General features: G+C 44.4%; 16 protein-coding genes and 1 pseudogene. 10 read left to right on the forward strand and 7 right to left on the reverse strand.

The features are described from left to right. Positions 1 to 13 precede the first annotated feature (13 nt). A complete protein-coding gene (locus L4D05_RS09970; protein ID WP_428751549.1) occupies positions 14 to 151 on the forward strand; it encodes a hypothetical protein in 138 nt (45 codons plus the stop codon). A gap of 150 nt (positions 152 to 301) precedes the next feature. Here L4D05_RS09970 and L4D05_RS09975 read toward each other — a convergent pair whose 3' ends face one another. Continuing rightward, on the reverse strand, positions 302 to 730 hold the full coding sequence (locus tag L4D05_RS09975; RefSeq protein WP_428794005.1) for a L,D-transpeptidase family protein: 429 nt from the start codon (positions 728 to 730) through the stop codon (positions 302 to 304). Between the two features lie 453 nt (positions 731 to 1183). Between L4D05_RS09975 and L4D05_RS09980 the strand changes: the two genes are divergently transcribed. Further along, positions 1184 to 1903, forward strand: a complete 720-nt coding sequence (locus L4D05_RS09980) for an SDR family oxidoreductase (protein ID WP_265675326.1) — start codon at positions 1184 to 1186, stop codon at positions 1901 to 1903. A 98-nt stretch (positions 1904 to 2001) separates the two neighbouring features. Here the strand turns inward: L4D05_RS09980 and L4D05_RS09985 are convergent, their stop codons facing one another. Continuing rightward, positions 2002 to 2658 (reverse strand): cupin domain-containing protein, encoded by a 657-nt coding sequence (locus L4D05_RS09985; RefSeq protein WP_428793847.1) that lies wholly within the window; start codon positions 2656 to 2658, stop codon positions 2002 to 2004. Positions 2659 to 2974: 316 nt separating this feature from the next. Here L4D05_RS09985 and L4D05_RS09990 point away from each other — a divergent pair, with 316 nt between their 5' ends. Further along, positions 2975 to 3706: a sulfite exporter TauE/SafE family protein gene (locus tag L4D05_RS09990; protein ID WP_428793848.1), complete on the forward strand. Its 732-nt coding sequence runs from the start codon at positions 2975 to 2977 to the stop codon at positions 3704 to 3706. A 549-nt stretch (positions 3707 to 4255) separates the two neighbouring features. Continuing rightward, the gene (locus tag L4D05_RS09995; RefSeq protein WP_428751553.1) at positions 4256 to 5353 is read left to right on the forward strand and encodes a DUF3541 domain-containing protein; all 1098 of its coding nucleotides are present in this window, start codon (positions 4256 to 4258) and stop codon (positions 5351 to 5353) included. A gap of 106 nt (positions 5354 to 5459) precedes the next feature. Here L4D05_RS09995 and L4D05_RS10000 read toward each other — a convergent pair whose 3' ends face one another. The 4 genes from L4D05_RS10000 to L4D05_RS10015 all read right to left on the reverse strand — a co-directional run bounded on the left by L4D05_RS10000 (position 5460) and on the right by L4D05_RS10015 (position 10282). Further along, complete coding sequence (locus tag L4D05_RS10000) at positions 5460 to 6551, reverse strand: ABC transporter ATP-binding protein (RefSeq protein ID WP_428793849.1); 1092 nt, start codon at positions 6549 to 6551, stop codon at positions 5460 to 5462. 32 nt (positions 6552 to 6583) lie between these two features. Then, a complete protein-coding gene (locus L4D05_RS10005) occupies positions 6584 to 7783 on the reverse strand; it encodes a carbohydrate ABC transporter permease (RefSeq protein WP_428793850.1) in 1200 nt (399 codons plus the stop codon). Then, complete coding sequence (locus L4D05_RS10010) at positions 7784 to 8794, reverse strand: carbohydrate ABC transporter permease (RefSeq protein WP_428751556.1); 1011 nt, start codon at positions 8792 to 8794, stop codon at positions 7784 to 7786. Between the two features lie 135 nt (positions 8795 to 8929). Beyond that, on the reverse strand, positions 8930 to 10282 hold the full coding sequence (locus L4D05_RS10015; RefSeq protein WP_428793851.1) for an ABC transporter substrate-binding protein: 1353 nt from the start codon (positions 10280 to 10282) through the stop codon (positions 8930 to 8932). A gap of 468 nt (positions 10283 to 10750) precedes the next feature. Between L4D05_RS10015 and L4D05_RS10020 the strand changes: the two genes are divergently transcribed. The 5 genes from L4D05_RS10020 (at position 10751) to L4D05_RS10040 (ending at position 17793) form a co-directional block, all read left to right on the forward strand. Next, entirely contained in the window at positions 10751 to 12433 is a 1683-nt protein-coding gene (locus L4D05_RS10020) for a glycoside hydrolase family 13 protein (RefSeq protein WP_428751578.1), read from the forward strand. 298 nt (positions 12434 to 12731) lie between these two features. Further along, a complete protein-coding gene (locus L4D05_RS10025; RefSeq protein ID WP_428751558.1) occupies positions 12732 to 13922 on the forward strand; it encodes an acetyl-CoA C-acyltransferase family protein in 1191 nt (396 codons plus the stop codon). 306 nt (positions 13923 to 14228) lie between these two features. Further along, complete coding sequence (locus L4D05_RS10030) at positions 14229 to 14702, forward strand: GNAT family N-acetyltransferase (RefSeq protein WP_428793852.1); 474 nt, start codon at positions 14229 to 14231, stop codon at positions 14700 to 14702. Positions 14703 to 14831: 129 nt separating this feature from the next. Beyond that, positions 14832 to 15791: a transposase gene (locus L4D05_RS10035; protein WP_428793853.1), complete on the forward strand. Its 960-nt coding sequence runs from the start codon at positions 14832 to 14834 to the stop codon at positions 15789 to 15791. Between the two features lie 493 nt (positions 15792 to 16284). Further along, positions 16285 to 17793 (forward strand): DUF3360 domain-containing protein, encoded by a 1509-nt coding sequence (locus tag L4D05_RS10040; protein WP_428793854.1) that lies wholly within the window; start codon positions 16285 to 16287, stop codon positions 17791 to 17793. Positions 17794 to 17890: 97 nt separating this feature from the next. On the opposite strand, the pseudogene L4D05_RS10045 reads toward L4D05_RS10040, so the two are convergent. Beyond that, positions 17891 to 17998 (reverse strand): annotated as a pseudogene (locus tag L4D05_RS10045) (cytosolic protein); the annotation flags it as partial. Positions 17999 to 18654: 656 nt separating this feature from the next. Here L4D05_RS10045 and L4D05_RS10050 point away from each other — a divergent pair. Beyond that, positions 18655 to 19215, forward strand: a complete 561-nt coding sequence (locus L4D05_RS10050) for a hypothetical protein (RefSeq protein ID WP_428793855.1) — start codon at positions 18655 to 18657, stop codon at positions 19213 to 19215. Positions 19216 to 19321: the final 106 nt, after the last annotated feature.

Consider the following 19321-nt stretch of genomic DNA (forward strand, 5'->3'; position numbering starts at 1 on the left):
AAGGTAGCTTCCTATGAAACATTTAACCACACAACAAACTGACAACAACAGTCGCCCTATGACCAAGTACTACCTGAACCAATTAACTGGCGATAAAAGCAAGCTACACCGCTTAGCATTAACGCTACTCATTGGGCTTTGCCAGTTTTAGACGCACATCTTGATTTGCGATGGCTTCATCATCACGGTTTATGCTCCAACCCCCAACAAATCATTATGTTGTTGCCATCGCTCCCTCTACTGTCGAATACAGCGACTATCGAATATAGCTGCCGTCGGATATAACTACTATCGAATATAACTACCATCGAATATAGATCGGCGTACCAATTTTAACCAAGGTGATCAATTCATCCATTTCTGTGTTAGTAATGGCAATGCAGCCATTGGTCCAATCAAAGCTCTGAATAAACTCAACTGGCTTGGTGTAACCATTTTTGAGTCCATGGATTTTGATATTACCACCAGCACTGACACCTAACTCTTCAGCACGACGACGATCACGTAAGTTCGGATAACTGATGTGCATCGAACGATAAAATGCCGAATCATTCATGACAAAATCCAAATAGTACTTTCCTTCTGGTGTGCGGTTATCTCCCTCCTGGACTTTATGACCCCGCGGGTTCGGGCCGAGTGAGACCCGATATTCTCTTACGACGATTTCACCTGACATTAAAAACATTCTGCGTATCGATTTTTTTACTTCGACACGGTCTATCACCGCCATGCGGTCAATATTTGTTTTTAATTCAGAGTCGAGGGCTAAGCTGGAACTCACGGGGGGATTGATTTTAGTGCCGTTTGGAACTACGGCTCGTTGCTGCATTGGTGGTGATGATTTAATGGGCTCTGCATTTACTGGCTGATCGACAGGCGCATTATCTGTGCGTAGCTCAAATGCCTGCGCTGCCCACGTCACTAAAATGGCAAATACAACAACCACGAATCTCATTAACATCCACTTCCCCAATTTTATTCGCCCGGAGTTTATACTGACTCAAACCACATGCCAAGGCACTGTTGTCTACTAGAAGTATAGGTTAGGGGTTAGCAAAATCATTGTTGCAGCACTGCAACACAGATTAGTTAAAATGACTATATATCAACAATAATTTCTGACCTACACTGTATTGGTCGTCAAAAAGAGGGTGTGACCTCTTAACTAAAAAGGTTCTATAAGATGAAAAAACTTGTCGTTATTACAGGTGCGAGTTCTGGTATTGGTGAAGCTATTGCACGTCGCTTGAGTGCAGCCGGACACCCTCTTTTATTGCTTGCACGCCGTGTTGAAAAACTAGAGCAGCTGGGGTTACCTAATACGCTTTGTGAAAAAGTAGACATTACCGATAAAGTGACCTTTGAAAACGCTATCAAAAAAGCCGAAGCGCAATTCGGTCCTGCAGACGCATTAGTCAACAACGCGGGTATGATGCTGCTTGGTCAGATTGATACTCAAGACGCGGCTGAATGGAAGTCCATGTTTGACGTTAATGTGATTGGCCTTCTCAATGGTATGCAAGCGGTACTTGCTCCAATGAAAGCGCGCAATTCCGGCACTATCATCAACATTAGTTCAATCGCTGGACGTAAGACATTTGGTAACCACGCCGCATACTGTGGTACTAAATTTGCTGTGCACGCAATTTCGGAAAATGTCCGCGAAGAAGTCGCTGAATCAGATGTTCGTGTCGTCACTATTGCACCTGGCGCCGTTGAAACTGAATTGTTATCTCATACTACATCACAAGATATTAAAGATGGTTACGACCAATGGAAGGAAGTAATGGGTGGCGTATTAGCCGCTGATGACGTGGCAAGAGCCGTAGAGTTTGCCTACTCGCAACCACAAAATGTCTGTATTCGCGAAATTGTATTAGCTCCTACTCGCCAGCAGCCATAGCTCTTAAACTAGAAACTAGAAACTAGAAACTAGAAATAAAATACCTCAGCAATTCGTTAATTGCTGAGGTATATACTCAATAGGCGACGAAGCACCGCCTATTGCACTTCTGGTAAGTGCCCAGATTTAAACCAAATAGTAGTAGCACCACTAACATAAGGCTCATGCTGGCTTCCATGTGGGCTGCGGGTCCATGTGCCTGCGGGGTAAGTGCCTAAATCGTCTTTAAGCTCTCCCTCCAAAACAAAAATCTCCTCACCACCAAAATGACCATGCGAATGATAACTGTCGGCGTCAGTCCAACGAATGAGCGCGACTCGCTCGTTAGCATGCTGATGTAACACCATCACCTCAAGCTTGTCACCACATTTATCCCAAGTGGACTGCGTTGTATCAATGCGTACAAACTGACTATCATCTTCGGCAAACTGATTAAGTTTCACTAAAATAATACAGCCTTGCTCGCTAAAAGGTGTATGGCGACTGCCTGGTGGATTCCTTAAATAGGTTCCCGCCCCATAGTCTCCTGTTTCATCAGAAAATACGCCTTCTAACACTAGTATCTCTTCCCCGTGTGGGTGAGCATGTTGGCTAAAACTGGCCCCGGGTAGGTATTCAACAATACTGGTGACATGACCTGACTCCCGAGCTTCTCGCTCCAAAGGTTTACGGCGTACACCGCTTGCAGGAGAGTCGACCCAAGGTTGTGATGCCGTATCGATCACAACACGCTTACTAAAATCCATATTCAACATTTCGACAACTTTCCATTGTTGATACTAATCATCATCGCTTAATCTGCTGGGTAAAGAGCGCCAACGACAACGTCCATCACCGAAAGCATAACAAATTATTCATATACATTTCACTTCTACATGCGTTCATCCAGTGAAAAGCCCCGAACCGACACAACACCTAACGCGTTTCAGCAAGGAAAGCGTTTAAAATAGAAGGGCTGAGTCATTAGCCTTCATTATATTTTTGGCAACGCCACAATAATTAGGATACTCAACATAATATCCGATACACTACTCCTTCATCTTTATTCATTACGTTTATGTAGGCGCTTCTATGTACAGTGACTGGTTCAGTCAACCTGCACTTATTGCTATGTTGCTGATCTTTATTGGATCATTTGTGCAGACTTCTATCGGATTTGGTTTAGCGATTGTTGCTGCCCCGTTGCTATTTCAAGTCTCACCCGATTATGTACCGGCACCAATTTGCTTGGTTGCACTATTTATCTCTATTCTAAATGCAGCCAAGCATCGCAGTAGTATTGCGCTTGGCGGACTAAAAATGGCATTGATCGGTCGAGTTCCAGGTTCGCTTGCTGGTGCACTCTTGCTGCTCTACGTCTCGACGCAAGTCTTATCTCTATGGCTAGGAATACTCGTCGTTTTCGCAGTCATCGTTAGCCTGTTACCATTTCGAGTTGAACCAACACCGGCCAAAATGGGTATTGCTGGCTTTTTCTCCGGTTTTTTTGGTACAAGCTCTGGTATCGGTGGACCACCTATGGCCCTGCTGCTTCAACACCAAGAAGCAAACCAGTTACGTGGTAATTTGTCTGCGTTTTTTGTCTTTAGCTCAGTCATTTCACTGCTTGTACAGGCGCCAATTGGTTTTTTAACACCCCATCATTTAATGATCACCATCCCGCTAATTCCTGCATCATGGCTTGGCTATAAACTGGCTCTATTAACCACACATTCCTTACCAAAAGAAAAAATTAGAGTTGGAGCATTATTATTGTGTTCAATAAGCGGATTAACCGCTATTTATCAGGGATTGTCATTATAATCGACCAATCCATTCATGGAAAATATAATTAACCTTAAATAAATAGAGCTGGAAATTTCCAGCTCTATTTATTTTATTCTTTCATAGTCGTATGTAATTAGTAATGGGGTGTCAAATTATAGCTTTGTCATATCTTTTGGGCATGTCTGAAGATGTGTTGTGACTACAAGCCCTGAGTCCATGAGGCATATAGTGCCGGGCTCTCCGCCCTCTTGCGCTAAACTGCCAAACGATGCTATTAGTAACCCGAAAAAAACCATTATTAGTCTCATAAGCACTTCCTTTCTTGATTTATAATAAATAGGCTTCACTTTGCGCCTACAATAAAAGTGTAGGTTAACAATGTATTAATTCAAAATTATCTTCACGGATACTTTAACTTCGGGACTAATATCACTTAGTTGGCAGTGTCTATAGAATAATAAGTATTTTAAGAATAATCACCGATGCAAAAATTCAAACCATGAATGATAATTGACCAAAAAATAACATTTTGAAATACTTTTCCCTATATGCTCTCCTCTCAAATCACGAATGAGGGGCGTTAGCATGCGTATAAAACTGGGGGTTCTGAGTATCGTAGCAAGTGTCTGTATGGTCACTGGCGCGGCAGCCGTTCACTTTGATTCACTCACGTCTCCAAAATCGTTTGATACTTATGCTCAAATTATTAAACAGACCTATGAAACGCAGCTTTTTACGCTTTCCGTGTATAAGCAAGGTCATTATGGATTGAGAATGTATCGCCAAACTCAAGATCCCAAATATTCTGTCGTGGTTTGGAATGACATGGCCAACGTCGTCAACCGTCTCAATACCCTCTCCAAATATGTAAAAACTCGCCAAGAGATTCGAGACTATTCCAACGAGCGCCTCAATGATTATAAAAAAGGCAAAGATGAACGTAGCCAACGCCGCTACGCCGCCACAAAATCAGATCCAGAGTACTTCTATATGGGATTGGATTTGTTACGTTATATGGCTAGGCTCAACGAGTATGGGCTACAGCATAAAGACGATAAGACGCTTCGCGCACGTCTCAAACGCTATGATTTTCAATCTACCCTAACCGACCCGACTATGATAAAAGCGTGGGCGGCACAACTCGCTAACCAAGCCTATTGGCTTAAGCAAATTGGTGAGCAAGATTATACTCAGTCCTTCATACAAGCATTCCAAGAAACGTATCCAGAAGGTGAAGATTATCGCCTCAATGAACAGCAATTTACCAATAAGCTATATGGCATGACTCATATCATTTTGGCAGACTCTGAATATTACCAACGACCCGTCAATGAAAATGAGCATCAGTGGATATTCGATTACTTTAGAAAAAATATCGACGATATCATTACGCATACTAAAGAAGACGTTATTGCCGAAGTAGGGCTAACCTTCTTACTTGCGGGTCTTGAAGACGACCCGGTGGTACATAAAACTCGACAAGCCATCATCAAGGCCATCAACAAAGAAAAAGGCATGATTCCTTCGGCATCTGGGGACTTTGACTTTGCTTACGGTGAGCACCGTAATGTGCTTGCCATCATGCTACTCAGTTGGCAAACACCCAAAGCTGGACCTAATCTACATCTAACGCCAAAAATATTTTCCAAACTTCCCTACGGTGCGGTAAAAAAGCCAATCTAACAAAAATTCCCCTTAAGATAAGGGGCATTAACGCGTCACTTCAAACAATGGTTATAACTCGACAGCGTCAAAATATGCTGGCTGCCGTTTAGTCAGAAGACTACCATTATAGGTACTTAAGAGAATCTCCATCTTCAGTAAAAACATGCACTTTTTCTGGCTGAGCGGTCAAATGAATACGCTCACCTTTATGAAAGTCTAAAATACCTGGCAGTTTAGCCACCGTATTTTCCTCGTGACCCTCTACACGGATGTGTAGCAACGTCACCTCTCCTAGTGATTCGACAAACATAACTTCACCGGAAATTAATGCCTCACTCTCATTTGATACCAAGAAATCCTCCGGTCTGATCCCAATCTGTAAGGGCAACCCATTTAGGGTATCGGACGCGGAGATCGGTAAGTCAACCTCAACGCCATTCTCGGCGCGTATACGAGAGACGTCTCCTGCTTTAATCATCGATGCAGGACTGATGTTCATCGATGGTGAACCAATAAACTGCGCCACAAACACATTACAAGGATTCGTATAGAGCTCCAATGGTGTGCCCACCTGCTCAATACGCCCAGCAGAAAGCACCACAATGCGATCAGCCAGCGTCATGGCTTCTACTTGATCGTGCGTGACATAAATCATTGTCGTTTCTGTCATTGCCTCTTTAAGATTGGCAATTTCAATACGCGTCTGTACTCGCAGCGCGGCATCAAGGTTTGACAACGGTTCATCAAATAAGAACACCTTAGGTTGACGAACAATAGCGCGCCCAATGGCCACCCGCTGACGTTGGCCTCCCGACAAGGCTTTCGGTAGGCGATCTAAATAAGGTTCTAGCTGCAACATACGCGCCGCTTCCATTACTCGCTCATGAATCGCCTCTTTCGGCTCTTTCGCAATGCGCATCGCAAAGGCCATGTTGTCATACACCGTCATATGCGGATAAAGTGCGTAGGTTTGAAAAACCATTGCAATACCACGCATTGCGGCAGGCAGTTCATTTACCCTAGCGCCTTCAATACACAGCTCGCCTGCGGTGATCTCTTCAAGCCCCGCAATCATTCTCAATAGTGTGGATTTACCACAGCCAGATGGACCAACAAATACGATGAACTCACCTTGATTGATGTCGAGATCAATCCCATGAAGTACCTGTGTTTCACCGTATGATTTTTGTATGTTTTTTAAAGATAATCCTGTCATCTCATTATTCTCATCGTTGAATCAAGTACTGTTTATTTAACAGAACCAGAAAGTAGCCCACGCACCAAATAGCGCTGCAAAGTGAAAAAGACGCCCAATGGTACCGCAATCGATACAAACGCAGAGGCGGTTAAAATTTCCCAATTCCCACCACGAGAACCAAGCAATTCACGCAGGCGAGCTGTCAGTACCATGTGTTCTTCACCCGTGCCTAAAAACACCGTAGCGACGAGTAAATCATTCCAAACCCACAAAAATTGGAAAATAGCGAACGACGCTAAGGCTGGAAAAGACAGCGGCAGTACGATTCTCATAAAGATTTCAAAGTCTGTCGCGCCATCGACTCGAGCTGACTCAATGATTTCTCTTGGAAGGCTGGAGATATAATTACGTAATAGATAAATCGCCAGCGGTAAACCGAAGCCAGTATGAGCAAGCCATATACCTAGATAGGTCTTTGCCCCCACACCAAAAAACGCACCAATATCATTGTAAAGACGCAGTAGTGGAATCAAGGACATTTGCAATGGCACCACCAACAAGCCTACCACTACCGCAATCAGTAAATTGCGCCCTGGCATTTTCATCCATGACAATGCATAAGCCGCATACGCAGCAATCAAGATCGGGATGATGGTCGCAGGAATAGTCACCGTTAAAGAGTTAATAAATGAACGCCCGATCCCTTCCGCAGTTAACACCTCTTTGTAGTTGTCCAAACCAAATTTAGGAGGCACAACCGCGGTATAAAAGACCCGCTTACCACGTTTACCTTTAAACGGCTTTAAGGATGTCATCTTATAGTGACCATCTATCGTCATACTCAAGGTGCCACCATTTTTCATTTCAGCGACATCGCCCGGTTGATACGCGGTGGGAGCACGAGACGAAAAACCAAAAGCGTGGACTTGTGTCGGTTTGCCGTCTACCAATACTTGTCCCGTTAAAACATAGACGTCACCCTCCTTAACTTGCGAATCTGGTGCGCCAGTTCTATCAACTAAGTTTTGTTCTGAGTTTGTCAGTGAGGTCCACCAGCCTGTCAGCGCAAGTTGGTCTTTATCTCGAAACGATGAGATAAATAACCCAGCCGTAGGGAGCGTCCATAAAATGACGATAATAAGGACCGACAAATGCACCAACATCGTTAATGGAGAACGACGCAGTTTGCTCAAGCTAAAAGCTGCTTTACTCACACGACCAGCAGAGGAAGTCGCAGTTTTATCATTCATTTAGCGCCCCTCCATTTGTGCGTGGGCTTGGCGCATATTCCAAACCATCACAGGGATAACCGCCACCATAATAATCACCGCGATGGCAGCACCACGGCCAAAGTCGCCGCCCCCTCGGAACATCCAGTCAAACATCATATTCGCAAGAACCTGCGTACTCCATTGACCATTCGTCATGGCCAGCACAATATCAAAAACCTTCAAGACCAAAATGGTGATCGTGGTCCATACCACCGCAATCGTGCCCCAAATCTGCGGAATCAATATTTTGAAAAAGATTTGCACGCCACTCGCACCATCAAGCACCGCCGCTTCAACCGTTTCTTCAGGAATACCACGCAAAGCCGCCGACAAAATAACCATCGCGAATCCGGTTTGTATCCAGATTAAAATCACCATGAGAAAGAAGTTATTCCAAAAAGGCATCGTGACCCACGCTTCTGCCGTGCCTCCAAAGAACTCAACAACAGCGTTCAGGATCCCAATTTGGTCCGAGCCCGGTGCACGATAGTCGTAGACGAACTTCCAAATAATGGACGCACCAATGAAAGAAATCGCCATTGGCATAAAAATTAAACTTTTTGCAATGTTGCCCCAGCTGACTTTATCGGTCAGCGCGGCAATAACTAAGCCAAAAAAAGTCGACGCGGCTGGCACCACTAAAAGCCAAAGAATATTATTAAACAGTGACTCTCTAAACTCACCATCATTAAACAGCCACACATAATTGCTCATGCCGACAAACTGATCGCCATTGCGATCGTGCAGCGACAAGAACACTGACTCAAAAACTGGATAAACAAGATATAAACCAAGAAACGCTAACGCAGGTCCAAGAAACAACCAAGGCCTAACCGCAGCGGCACGGCGCAAGTTCTGAGCCATTTTTTGATTAGATACGCCGCGAGCAGGAAAGATAATGCCTAATAACCAGTTACTGCCTACGAAATAGAACACGCAAACCGCAACGCCCAGTGCCATGATGAATAAAGAGGAATAAAGTTGTTCCATTACTGCCTCACTTGCAGCCCTAGACTACACAAAAATTTCAATCAAAAACCGGCAATCGCTTCACGGTGAACCGATCGCCGGTGATACTACTTTACTGTTAGGTTTAAACACTAAACCCCAATATTGAACTGTTAGCTATTTAAGCGCGTCCCACGTTTTCTGAATATCGTCCGCCACTTCTTGCGCTGACTTGCCACCACTGTAGTCCACCATACCGGTCCAGAACGCACCCGCGCCAATTTTACCCGGCATTAAGTCTGAGCCATCAAAACGGAATGTCGTGGCATCAAGCAAGATTTTTCCTTGCTTCTTCAAAGTATCATTGCCATAAGTCTCAACATTAGCGCCTTTGTGAGGCGTTAAGAAACCAGATTGCGCCATCCACACTTCGTGAGCCAGCGCAGACTGTAGATATTCCATGAACGCACGAGACGCTTTTGAATCCTTAGTGATACTCCACAACGTGCCCGCCCCTAAGACTGGCTTACCTAAGTCTTTAGACTCGTAGGATGGGAAGTAGAAGAAGTCTGCATCTTCGCCTAACTCTGTTCCTTCAGGGAAAAAGCTTGGGATAAATGAGGCTTGGCGATGCATGTAACACTTCGCAGGAGACGTAAACAACCCTTTTGGTGAATCACGGAAATCCGTCGCCGCTACCGCGCGTGCGCCACCATCAACGAATTGGTCATTACGAGTGAACCAACCGTATTCTTCGATCGCCTCTACCACTTTCTTGTCGTTAAATTTAAGCTCATTGGTAGTCCATTTGTCGTAATCAGCTGGAGACTGCGTACGTAACATCATGTCTTCTACCCAGTCCGTTGCAGGCCAACCCGTCGCGCCACCAGAGCCGACGCCAACACACCATGGCGTCTCACCATCTTCGACGATTTGTTTGGTCAGTGCTTTCAGCTCTTCCATTGTCTCTGGGACTTCATAGCCCGCATCTTCGAAGTTTTCTGGCACGTACCAAACCAACGATTTCAAATCCACTTTGTAGAAGAAACCAAACAGTTGATCTTGCCCTTTTGCATCAGGGAAGGTGCCAAGGTCAACCCAAGAGGAACCCGCTGCGTAATTTTCTTCAATCCATTCACTGGTTTTAGGATCAAGCGGTGAAAGAAACCCTTTCGATGCCAGATCAGCGGCAAGGCCCGGTTGAGGGAAAATAACAATGTTAGGGGCGCTGCCCGCCTGAACATCAATGGCAATTTGTTGCTCGAATGAGTCGGAGCCTGAATACTTCACATCAGCACCCGTGGCGGCTTCAAAATACGCAATTACGCTTTCAACCAACTCTTTATCTTCGGTCAACCACGGACCAAAAATAGTGACAGTTTCACCCTTAAGATCCAATTTCTTCAGCTCTTCGTAGTTTTGCCACGTAAAGCGGTCGTCATCACCTGGGGTAAATTTAAGATCAGCAGCGAATGCGGAAGAAGCAGAAATCGCAACAGCTACTGCGGTAGCAAGTAGGGAGGTTTTCATCGGTCAGACTCCATGTATTAGATACTCTGGTTTATTAAGTCAGTACTTTGACTTTTTATAATAGGTTACTCGGTTTACAACGAATTACTCTGGCGTTTTACTGTTTGCCAAAGAAGCTCAGACATCACCGTTTATACCCACGGTTAATTGACTAAACCTATAAATCACACATTAAAACCTTATTGATACTTCAACCAGTTCTTATCTGAGTGTTGTGCCTGAGATCATGTTTTACAAACTAGCATCCATCAGAGAGTGATGGAGCGCATAATAATAGTCTGCTCCATGAAATTTCATCCGCTTTATTTTGCTTACACGCCTTAGACTGTTTAATAAAACTTAGATAACCTAGCCATTATTGCAGTGATGAAAACATTAAAATAAACCGGTTACTTAACCACGGTTTATCCGTTACCTGTATAGGCATCGTTCGGTGTCACTCTCTTTTCAAGGAGCATAACCATGAGTATGGAACCAAGATGGTGGCACGATGCTGTCGTTTATCAAATCTACCCACGCAGCTTTAATGATTCCAATGGTGATGGCATTGGCGATATTCCAGGCATTATTGAAAAGCTCGATTATATTCAGTCTCTGGGCAGCAACGTCATTTGGTTAAGTCCCGTCTATCAATCGCCAATGGAAGACAATGGCTATGATATTTCCAGCTACCGGGAAATTGCCGAAGAGTTCGGCACCATGGCAGATATGGAAAAACTGCTGTTTGAAGCCAATAAGCGGCAAATTAAAATAGTGATGGATCTAGTGGTCAACCATACCTCCGATCAACATCCATGGTTTCAAGAATCCAAAAGCAGTAAAGACAACCCTAAACGCGACTGGTATATCTGGAAGGATCCCAAATCAGACGGCACGCCACCCAATAATTGGGAGTCATTTTTCGAACCACAAGCGTGGACACTAGACGAAGCTACAGGTCAGTACTATTTACACCTATTTAGCCATCAACAGCCAGACCTAAACTGGGCAAACCCAGACGTCCGTCACGCCATTTATGACATGATGCATTTCTGGCTTAAAAAAGGCTTAGGCGGTTTTAGAATGGACGTCATTAACATGATCGGTAAGCCGTCAGACTTCCCAGATGCGACTATTTTTGATGCTGGCGTAGCGGGCTGGGAGCATTGGTCAAACAACCTACTTGCGCACCAATACCTGCGCGAAATGCATGATCAAGTGCTGCAGCACTATGATGTGCTCACCGTTGGTGAAACACCCTTTACCACCACTTTAGACGGGCGTTACTACTCCCACCCTGATCGTAACGAAATTAGTATGATCTTCCAGTTTGAGCACGTGAGTATTGATCGTGAAGAACACAACGCCGTTAAAAAACCCTTTGATCTCGTGCAATACAAAGAAATCATGTCACGTTGGCAACAAGACCTATATCAAAAAGGGTGGAACAGCGTTTACTGGAGTAATCACGACCAACCTAGGGCTGTCTCTCGTTATGGTTCAGACTGTCCTCAGTATCGCGTCATTAGCGCTAAAATGCTCGCAACTGTGCTTCACTGTATGAGCGGCACACCTTACATATACCAAGGTGAAGAGCTCGGCATGACAAATAAACACTTTGAGTCTATTGAAGAGTTTAATGACCTCATGGCGAGGTTTCATTATGAAAAAATGATGAGTAAAGGTCTGTCGCCAGAAGAAGGGTTAGCGTTTCTTAATGACTTTTCTCGTGATCATGCCCGTGTCCCAATGCACTGGGACAGTAGCGAAAATGCAGGATTCACCCACGGACAACCCTGGCTGCCATTAAATAGCAATTATACCGAGATCAATGCCCAACAAGCCGTCGATGACAACACGTCGATTTACCATCATTACCGCCAACTGATTGAATTGCGCAAAGCATCCCCCTATCGAGATGTGATTGTTTATGGACGTTATGATCTCATCGACCCAGAAGACGAACACGTTTATACCTACTTACGCAGTAACGATCAGCGATCATTGTTAGTCATAAACAACTTTACCGACCAAGTTCAAACTCGTCATTATTCATTCGATATCAAAAAAGTGGTGCTAAACAACTACTCTGCTGATGAATTCAATTGGGCATCACTCAACGCGGTAACACTAAAACCGTATCAAGCGGTTATTATTGAAGTCGCTTGTTAACGATTGACTAATTAACTAAGAAACTGATAGCAAGATCATGGAAAGCCGTGTGCACCGCGGCTTTCTTCTTTCCATCGCTTACCATACCGCCAAGCTCTGCCATCATCCCTCAAGATATATAATTAAAGCGCCAAGCTAAACCATTAAACATCCCGATACTTACCACCCTCAATGACAACAACCTCCGATACTTCCTTGTAGCAGCACATGAGCAATTGTAAGTGAAATGTTATTGTTGATAGCAAGTCATTACCAATAATGACCTTTGTCACCCTATAACAAAGAAAATGGAGTTTACATGTCTCAAAGAGAAGTCGTTGTACTAAGCGGTGTACGCACCGCAATCGCAGATTTTGGTGGAGCCTTGAAAGATGTGGCTCCCACAGATCTTGCTGGTCAAGTAATCGCCGAAGCCGTAAAAAGAGCCAATATCGCGCCCGAAGATGTGGGGCATTGTGTTATCGGCAGCGTCACGCATAGTGACCGACGCGATATGTATATGAGCCGTGTCGCCGCACTAAAAGGGGGCTTGCCAATAGAAACGCCAGCCTTAACCGTTAATCGACTATGCGGATCTGGGCTTCAGTCTATTGTTTCAGCCGCACAAATGATTCTGCTTGGCGACTGTGATGCCGCAGTTGCTGGCGGAGCTGAGTCAATGACACGCGTCCCTTACTGGTCCCCTAGCGCACGATTTGGCTCAAAAATGGGAGATACTCAACTTATCGATCCTATGGTCGGAGCCCTCACCTGCCCAATTAACGATACCCACATGGGGATCACCGCGGAGAACTTGGCCGAGCAGTACAATATTAGCCGAGAAGAACAAGATGCTTGCGCTTTAGAAAGCCACCGACGGGCACAACGTGCCATTGAAGAGCAGAGATTTGGTGACCAAATCTTACCTATCGAACTCAAAACCCGTCGCGGTACAACGCTATTTGATAGCGACGAGCACGTTCGTTTTGATGCAACATCCGAGAACTTTTCTAAGTTGCGCCCTGCGTTTAAGAAAGATGGTACCGTCACCGCTGGCAACGCATCAGGAATCAACGATGGCGCAGCTGCACTAGTGCTTATGGAAAAAAGCGCAGCAAAAGCTAAGGGGCTAAAGCCCATGGCAACCATGTTGGGCTACGCTATCGCAGCCGTTGACCCAGCGGTTATGGGCATTGGTCCTGTACCAGCTGTTCGACAATTACTCGATAAAACGGGAGTTAGTGTCGATGACATCGACATTTGGGAAGCCAACGAAGCATTCGCCGCGCAAGCCCTTGCTGTGACCAAAGGACTCAACCTAGATCCTGAAAAAGTGAACCCTAATGGCTCAGGGATCAGTTTAGGTCATCCAATTGGTGCTACGGGGTCACTGATTTCCGTTAAAGCCCTTTACGAGCTTCAACGCACCAACGCTCGCTATGCCGTCGTCACCATGTGTATTGGTGGCGGCCAAGGAATTGCTGCACTTTTTGAGCGATATCAAGACTAGCACCAAGATTATCATCTACAGATAGACGCTATTCAGCGTCTATCTCATTCCAGTTCACATGTTTTACACACCGTCTCTACCTCGCTGTCGGAAGACAATAAAGATAGATCGTTTTGGTTATATTAAGTTAGATGGGGGTTAGGTGAGCAAAACAGATCTGCCCCAAAGTTTGTTAGTACTGCTCTTCGTTAAATAAATTTCACGGTTTTGAACTAATTGTAGGCAAATGACAGGATCTGCCCCCATTGCCTGCGATACACCTCTAGTTTTAGCGTATGTGATGTTAACATACCGAATACGCATAGAATGACCTCTAATATACTGATTAACTACAATATGACAGTAACTTATCGCGCAATAAAACAAGATGAATTTGCCATGATGGCGCAGCTAGAACAGCAATGCTTTGGCGCTCATGCTCTGCCGGACTTCTTTTTTCGTCAGTCTTACGATTGCTGGCCCAAAGGATGCTTTGCTGCGTTTCAAGAGCAAAAGATGCAGGCTTTTTTGATCCTCGCACAAAGTGAAACGCAAGATATCGGTTGGATTCTATCTGTTGCAGTGTCACCTGAACTGCAAGGTCAAGGCATTGGGCGCAAGCTACTGACTCGATTACTGGAGCAACAGAATTACGCTCGTGTGCGCTTAACTGTTGACCCTGCAAATCCCGCGGCGCTGCGTCTATATCAATCACTTGGCTTTAGTAAAATAGCTGAAGAAGCAGATTACTTTGGACCTAACCAAACGCGCTGGGTGATGGAATATAGCCTAGAGGATTAAAAGTAGAATTAAAAGGACACACACCAAAAGTATGAAATTAGTTTGATTTTATTGAATTCGCCAACTCACCAACAATGCCATTAAAAGAGAACTGCTAAGTTACTTAAAACCTTTATAGCGGACCTCATTTTGACAACAGCCAGAAAACAACTTATCTCCGTTGATGCGACGTCGTATTACCACTGCGTATCACGTTGTGTGAGGCGTAGCTTTTTGTGCGGGGAAGACCCGCTCACTAACTCGAGCTACGAACATAGAAGAGAGTGGATAGAGCGAAAAATTCACGCTCTGACACACGTATACTGCATCGATGTTTGCGCCTACGCCATCATGAGTAATCACTATCACTTGGTGCTTCATATCAATAAAGACAAAGCGTTAGCATTGTCACTACACGATGTGGTCGAGCATTGGGGGCGTGAACATAAATTACCGGTACTCATCGAGCGTTGGCAGAATAAGCAACTCACTCACCATGCAGAGGAAGACAAGTGTATTGAACTCATTGAAATATGGCGAGAAAGGCTGTGGAACTTAAGTTGGTTCATGAAAGAGCTCAATTACGACATAGCATGTAGGGCGAACCGAGAGGACAACTGTACAGGGCACTTTTGGGAAAGCCGCTTCAAAAGCCAAGCGTTGCTTGATGAAAAAGCACTTGCYGCCGCAATGGCGTATGTCGATTTAAACCCTATTCGAGCAGGCATTGCTAAAACCCCTGAARCATCGGAGTTTACTTCRATAAAAGCCAGAATCGATGCGCTGGGTAAAAACTTAACAACAGCCCCATGTTTACACCCTTTTATCGGCAATCCAACAAATAAAATGCTAGATGGTATTCCATTTCGGCTCATCGACTACATTRAGTTAGTAGACTGGACTGCACGTCGATTTCGCGAAGACAAAGCCAGTATGGATGAKAATCAACCCGCTATTTTGGMGCGTTTGAATGTCAATCAAAAGAGTTGGTTAACGATATGTACCGCATTAGAAAAGACACGTTCGACAGCCGTTGGCTGTCGCGCACATACAGCCCAAGCTAAGATCGCCCTAAATAAGAGAAAGATGCATATCTATCAACTAGAATAAGCCCCCATTTTCACCGCCACTCCTACCCCATAGGCCAGTGAAAATTCTGGATACTGTCGTTCGCCCAATTCCTAAACGTAAGTAACGTCTCTTAAGAAACTAGACAACTTCACCAAAATAGATTGAAGAAAGCTTAAGTATGCAGTTGATTGCTACTTTGAATACGGGATTGCTTTTGATTTCTTTTTAGGTGTGTGTCCTTTATAAGGTTGTTTTTATAAGGTTGTTGAGACTGACTCTGTTACTCCTGAGATTAAGGGCCTACAAATAAACAGACACATACTATCTACCGGGTCTAATACTAGTCGGCTTGCTCTACGACTAATGTCTAACCGACTGAGTCTATTTGTTTTTTTTGATTTGGTATAAGGTATCAACAACTAAATGTTAATGAATTTTTAATTATAAGTTGACGCATTATTTACGCTTCTGCGGTGAGTCAATAACGTTTGTTGGAATAACACACCTCAGAGTGTGAACGAAAGGAATCAAAATGAGCACTACTTTAGAGTCAGCCCATATACGAACAGATAAGCCTCAAGCCAATGAGGATGAACTCACTTATGAACAACAACACAAACCAAGCTCAGAGTTTGAATCCCGAGAACAGTATCTAGAACACGAATTACAAATCATGGCGCCTAAACGCTGGCGTCCAAATTTGCCGTTTAAAGATTATCGATTTGAGATTGAAGACACCATCCCAGCGATGGCGGCGACCATTGGTAAAGTGGTTATGGTGGGCGCGATTGCAGCCACCTTTGCTGGGGCTCTCGGGTTAAATGAAGATTTTATTCTAGAAAACGTCCGTTATGAACTCCTCATCGCCTCTGTTTTCATCATCCTTTTCTCTGGTTTTCTATTGCCGACTGCAAACCTCGCAGGTACACACGGTCCACTTATTCCTTTAATTCCGATTGTCGTTGCAGCTGGCGGACACCCTATGGCCTTTGGCTTGTTGATTGGCGCTTTTGGCTTACTCTTAGCCATCAGTAAAGGGGGCAGTATGTTAGCTAACCTCACCAGTAAAGGCGTTTGTGGTGGTTTGCTACTTTACCTTGGCTTTGTGGGAACCGCTTCTCAAGTGAAAAAGCTATTCGCTTGGGCTGAAGGAATCGGCATGAGCCACATCGCTTTTGTTGTGATCTTTTGCACCATTATTCTGTACGCGCTATTGGAGCACTTCCGTAAGCGTTGGTTAGCTGTACCTCTTAGCTGCTTGCTGGGCGGTACGATTGCATTTGCCATGGGTGCCCCATTCGCTTTCCACACTGAGCCTGGCTTACCTAACATGAACCCTATGTATTGGTGGGGAGAAGATACAGGCTGGATGCTAGGTCTACCGACGATAGAGCACTTCATGGTGGTATTGCCGTTTGCAATTTTGGCTGTCGCTATGTGGTCTCCAGATTTCTTAGGACATCAAGTATTTCAGAAGATCAGCTACCCAGAGCGTACTGAAAAAGTACACATGAACATCGACGACACTATGACTACAGCGTCTATTCGTCAAACGTTTGGTTCTCTGCTTGGTGGTACTAACTTTACGTCTTCATGGGGTACTTACATCGTACCAGCGGCGATTGCTAAACGCCCTATTCCCGCGGGCGCTTTGCTAACGGCTCTGTTCTGTATTATCGCAGCAGTTTGGGGTTATCCGATGGATTTAGCTATCTGGCAGCCAGTACTGTGTGTCGCCCTGATTGTCGGGGTATTTGTGCCATTGCTAGAAGCTGGAATGGAAATGACGCGTGAAGGGAAAACCACACAGTCGGCAGCGATTGTTGTATTTTCTTCAGCACTCGTTAACCCTGCATTTGGTTGGGCTCTCACCATGCTGTTGGACAACTTAGGCTTAGTTGGTTGTAAAGAACGTAGTAGTGAACTGAGTAAAATGAGCCGTTGGGTATTGCCTGGTATTATGTTTATTGTGCTAACGAGCGTAATGGCGTTGGTTGGCCTTCTACCAGGGATTCCAGCGATTATCCCAAGCTTTCGTTAAGCTAGATTAATAGTTAACTTCGATAGAAATACAAAGGCCTCGTACATGCGAGGCCTTAGTTTTTCTATCAAGGGTTAATAGCCCTACTTCACTGGCGTTAATCCATTCGGGTAATGAAGGTTTGCTCGTCATCGACAAAAGCCACGTAGTCGCCGTGATAGATGAAAACGCGCCCATGCCCTTCAACGATACACGCAAGCTGTGGGTACGATTAAAAGGACACACACCAAAAGTATGGATTTCTTTTTAAGTGTGTGTCCTTTATAAGATTTTTAATCAACCCGCTATTTTGGCGCGTTTGAATTTCAATCAAAAGAGTTGGTTAACGGTATGCACTGAATTAGAGAAAACACGTTCGACTGCGGTTGGGGGTCACATTAATACAGTTCAAGCTAAGGCCGCCTTAAAAAAGAGCAAGATGCACATCTATCAACTAGAATAAGCCCCACTTTCACCGCTACTCCTACCCCATAGACCAGTGAAAATTCTGGATACTGTTATTCGCTAAACTCCTAAACGTATGTAACGTACCTTAAGAAACTAGCCAGCTTTACCAAAATAGATTGAAGAAAGCGAAAGTATGCAGTTGATTGCTACTTTGAATACGGGAGTGCTTTTGATTTCTCTTTAAGTGTGTGTCCTTAATAAGATTCGCATACTTCCGGTATCGGCCTTCAATAGAGCTATCCATGCATGATTGATGTGATACCATCAAACCTTAATATGCCACTATGCTCACACATATCAAATGCGAACCATAACTACAGTATGGGTGAGACTGAGATGCAAATTCAAAATGTGCTAAGGATGAGTTAGGTAATTATGGGTATAACAAAACGCTTCAAACATTGGAATGAGCACATGACCAAGCCGCAACGCAGCATTACGTGGATTATTAGTATTTTAGCTGCACACACCTTGATTGTTACCTTAAACCCATTTATCCATTCTGAATTTCTGGTTGACCAAGGCTACGCTCAAGACATGCTATTCATTTCACTGTTGGCTTCTGTGACATTGATTTTGCCTGTGATGCATTTGCATAGCACAGGGCAATGGCGGTATTACCGGCAACCAGATAAACATCCATTGCTCATAAAGCTCTCGCTATTGCTCTCACCCTTATTTGTGTGGGGTATGATGTATCTGTACTTCTCCCAGACATTGCCAGCGACTTATACCATGCTCTTTGGTCAGCAGACACAGGTGAATGAAAAGCTAATTAAGAACGACAGCCATCGACGAAAATCCTGTGATATAAGACTTGATATAGAGAGAACTATCACCTTTTCCTACTGCATCTCGAAACAAGCGTATTCCCGCCTGCCTAACGGAGAGTTTGAGGTGACACTCATTGGGAAAAAGACCGAAGCAGGTATATTGGTGGAAGAAGTCTGGTATCAAAATGAGTTGAGAATGTAAATGTAGTAGTTAATTAAAATTGGTTAAAAGGTTGAGGTTTTACAGTACTTCAGCCAATCTGGTAAACGCTAAACTCGTGATTCACCAAATTCATCTCTGTCCAATA

It is taken from the genome of Vibrio nomapromontoriensis (genome assembly GCF_050337205.1).
GTDB lineage: Bacteria > Pseudomonadota > Gammaproteobacteria > Enterobacterales > Vibrionaceae > Vibrio > Vibrio nomapromontoriensis.

What these genes read in the sequence shown, in the direction of transcription:
- L4D05_RS09975 (WP_428794005.1), bottom strand. Translation starts at nt 730, where the DNA reads ATGGCGGTGATAGACCGTGTCGAAGTAAAAAAATCGATACGCAGAATG.
- L4D05_RS10030 (WP_428793852.1), top strand. Translation starts at nt 14,229, where the DNA reads ATGACCTCTAATATACTGATTAACTACAATATGACAGTAACTTATCGC.
- L4D05_RS10025 (WP_428751558.1), top strand. Translation starts at nt 12,732, where the DNA reads ATGTCTCAAAGAGAAGTCGTTGTACTAAGCGGTGTACGCACCGCAATC.
- L4D05_RS09970 (WP_428751549.1), top strand. Translation starts at nt 14, where the DNA reads ATGAAACATTTAACCACACAACAAACTGACAACAACAGTCGCCCTATG.
- L4D05_RS10020 (WP_428751578.1), top strand. Translation starts at nt 10,751, where the DNA reads ATGGAACCAAGATGGTGGCACGATGCTGTCGTTTATCAAATCTACCCA.
- L4D05_RS09995 (WP_428751553.1), top strand. Translation starts at nt 4,256, where the DNA reads ATGCGTATAAAACTGGGGGTTCTGAGTATCGTAGCAAGTGTCTGTATG.
- L4D05_RS10015 (WP_428793851.1), bottom strand. Translation starts at nt 10,282, where the DNA reads ATGAAAACCTCCCTACTTGCTACCGCAGTAGCTGTTGCGATTTCTGCT.
- L4D05_RS10040 (WP_428793854.1), top strand. Translation starts at nt 16,285, where the DNA reads ATGAGCACTACTTTAGAGTCAGCCCATATACGAACAGATAAGCCTCAA.
- L4D05_RS09980 (WP_265675326.1), top strand. Translation starts at nt 1,184, where the DNA reads ATGAAAAAACTTGTCGTTATTACAGGTGCGAGTTCTGGTATTGGTGAA.
- L4D05_RS10050 (WP_428793855.1), top strand. Translation starts at nt 18,655, where the DNA reads ATGACCAAGCCGCAACGCAGCATTACGTGGATTATTAGTATTTTAGCT.
- L4D05_RS10010 (WP_428751556.1), bottom strand. Translation starts at nt 8,794, where the DNA reads ATGGAACAACTTTATTCCTCTTTATTCATCATGGCACTGGGCGTTGCG.
- L4D05_RS09990 (WP_428793848.1), top strand. Translation starts at nt 2,975, where the DNA reads ATGTACAGTGACTGGTTCAGTCAACCTGCACTTATTGCTATGTTGCTG.
- L4D05_RS09985 (WP_428793847.1), bottom strand. Translation starts at nt 2,658, where the DNA reads ATGTTGAATATGGATTTTAGTAAGCGTGTTGTGATCGATACGGCATCA.
- L4D05_RS10000 (WP_428793849.1), bottom strand. Translation starts at nt 6,551, where the DNA reads ATGACAGGATTATCTTTAAAAAACATACAAAAATCATACGGTGAAACA.
- L4D05_RS10005 (WP_428793850.1), bottom strand. Translation starts at nt 7,783, where the DNA reads ATGAATGATAAAACTGCGACTTCCTCTGCTGGTCGTGTGAGTAAAGCA.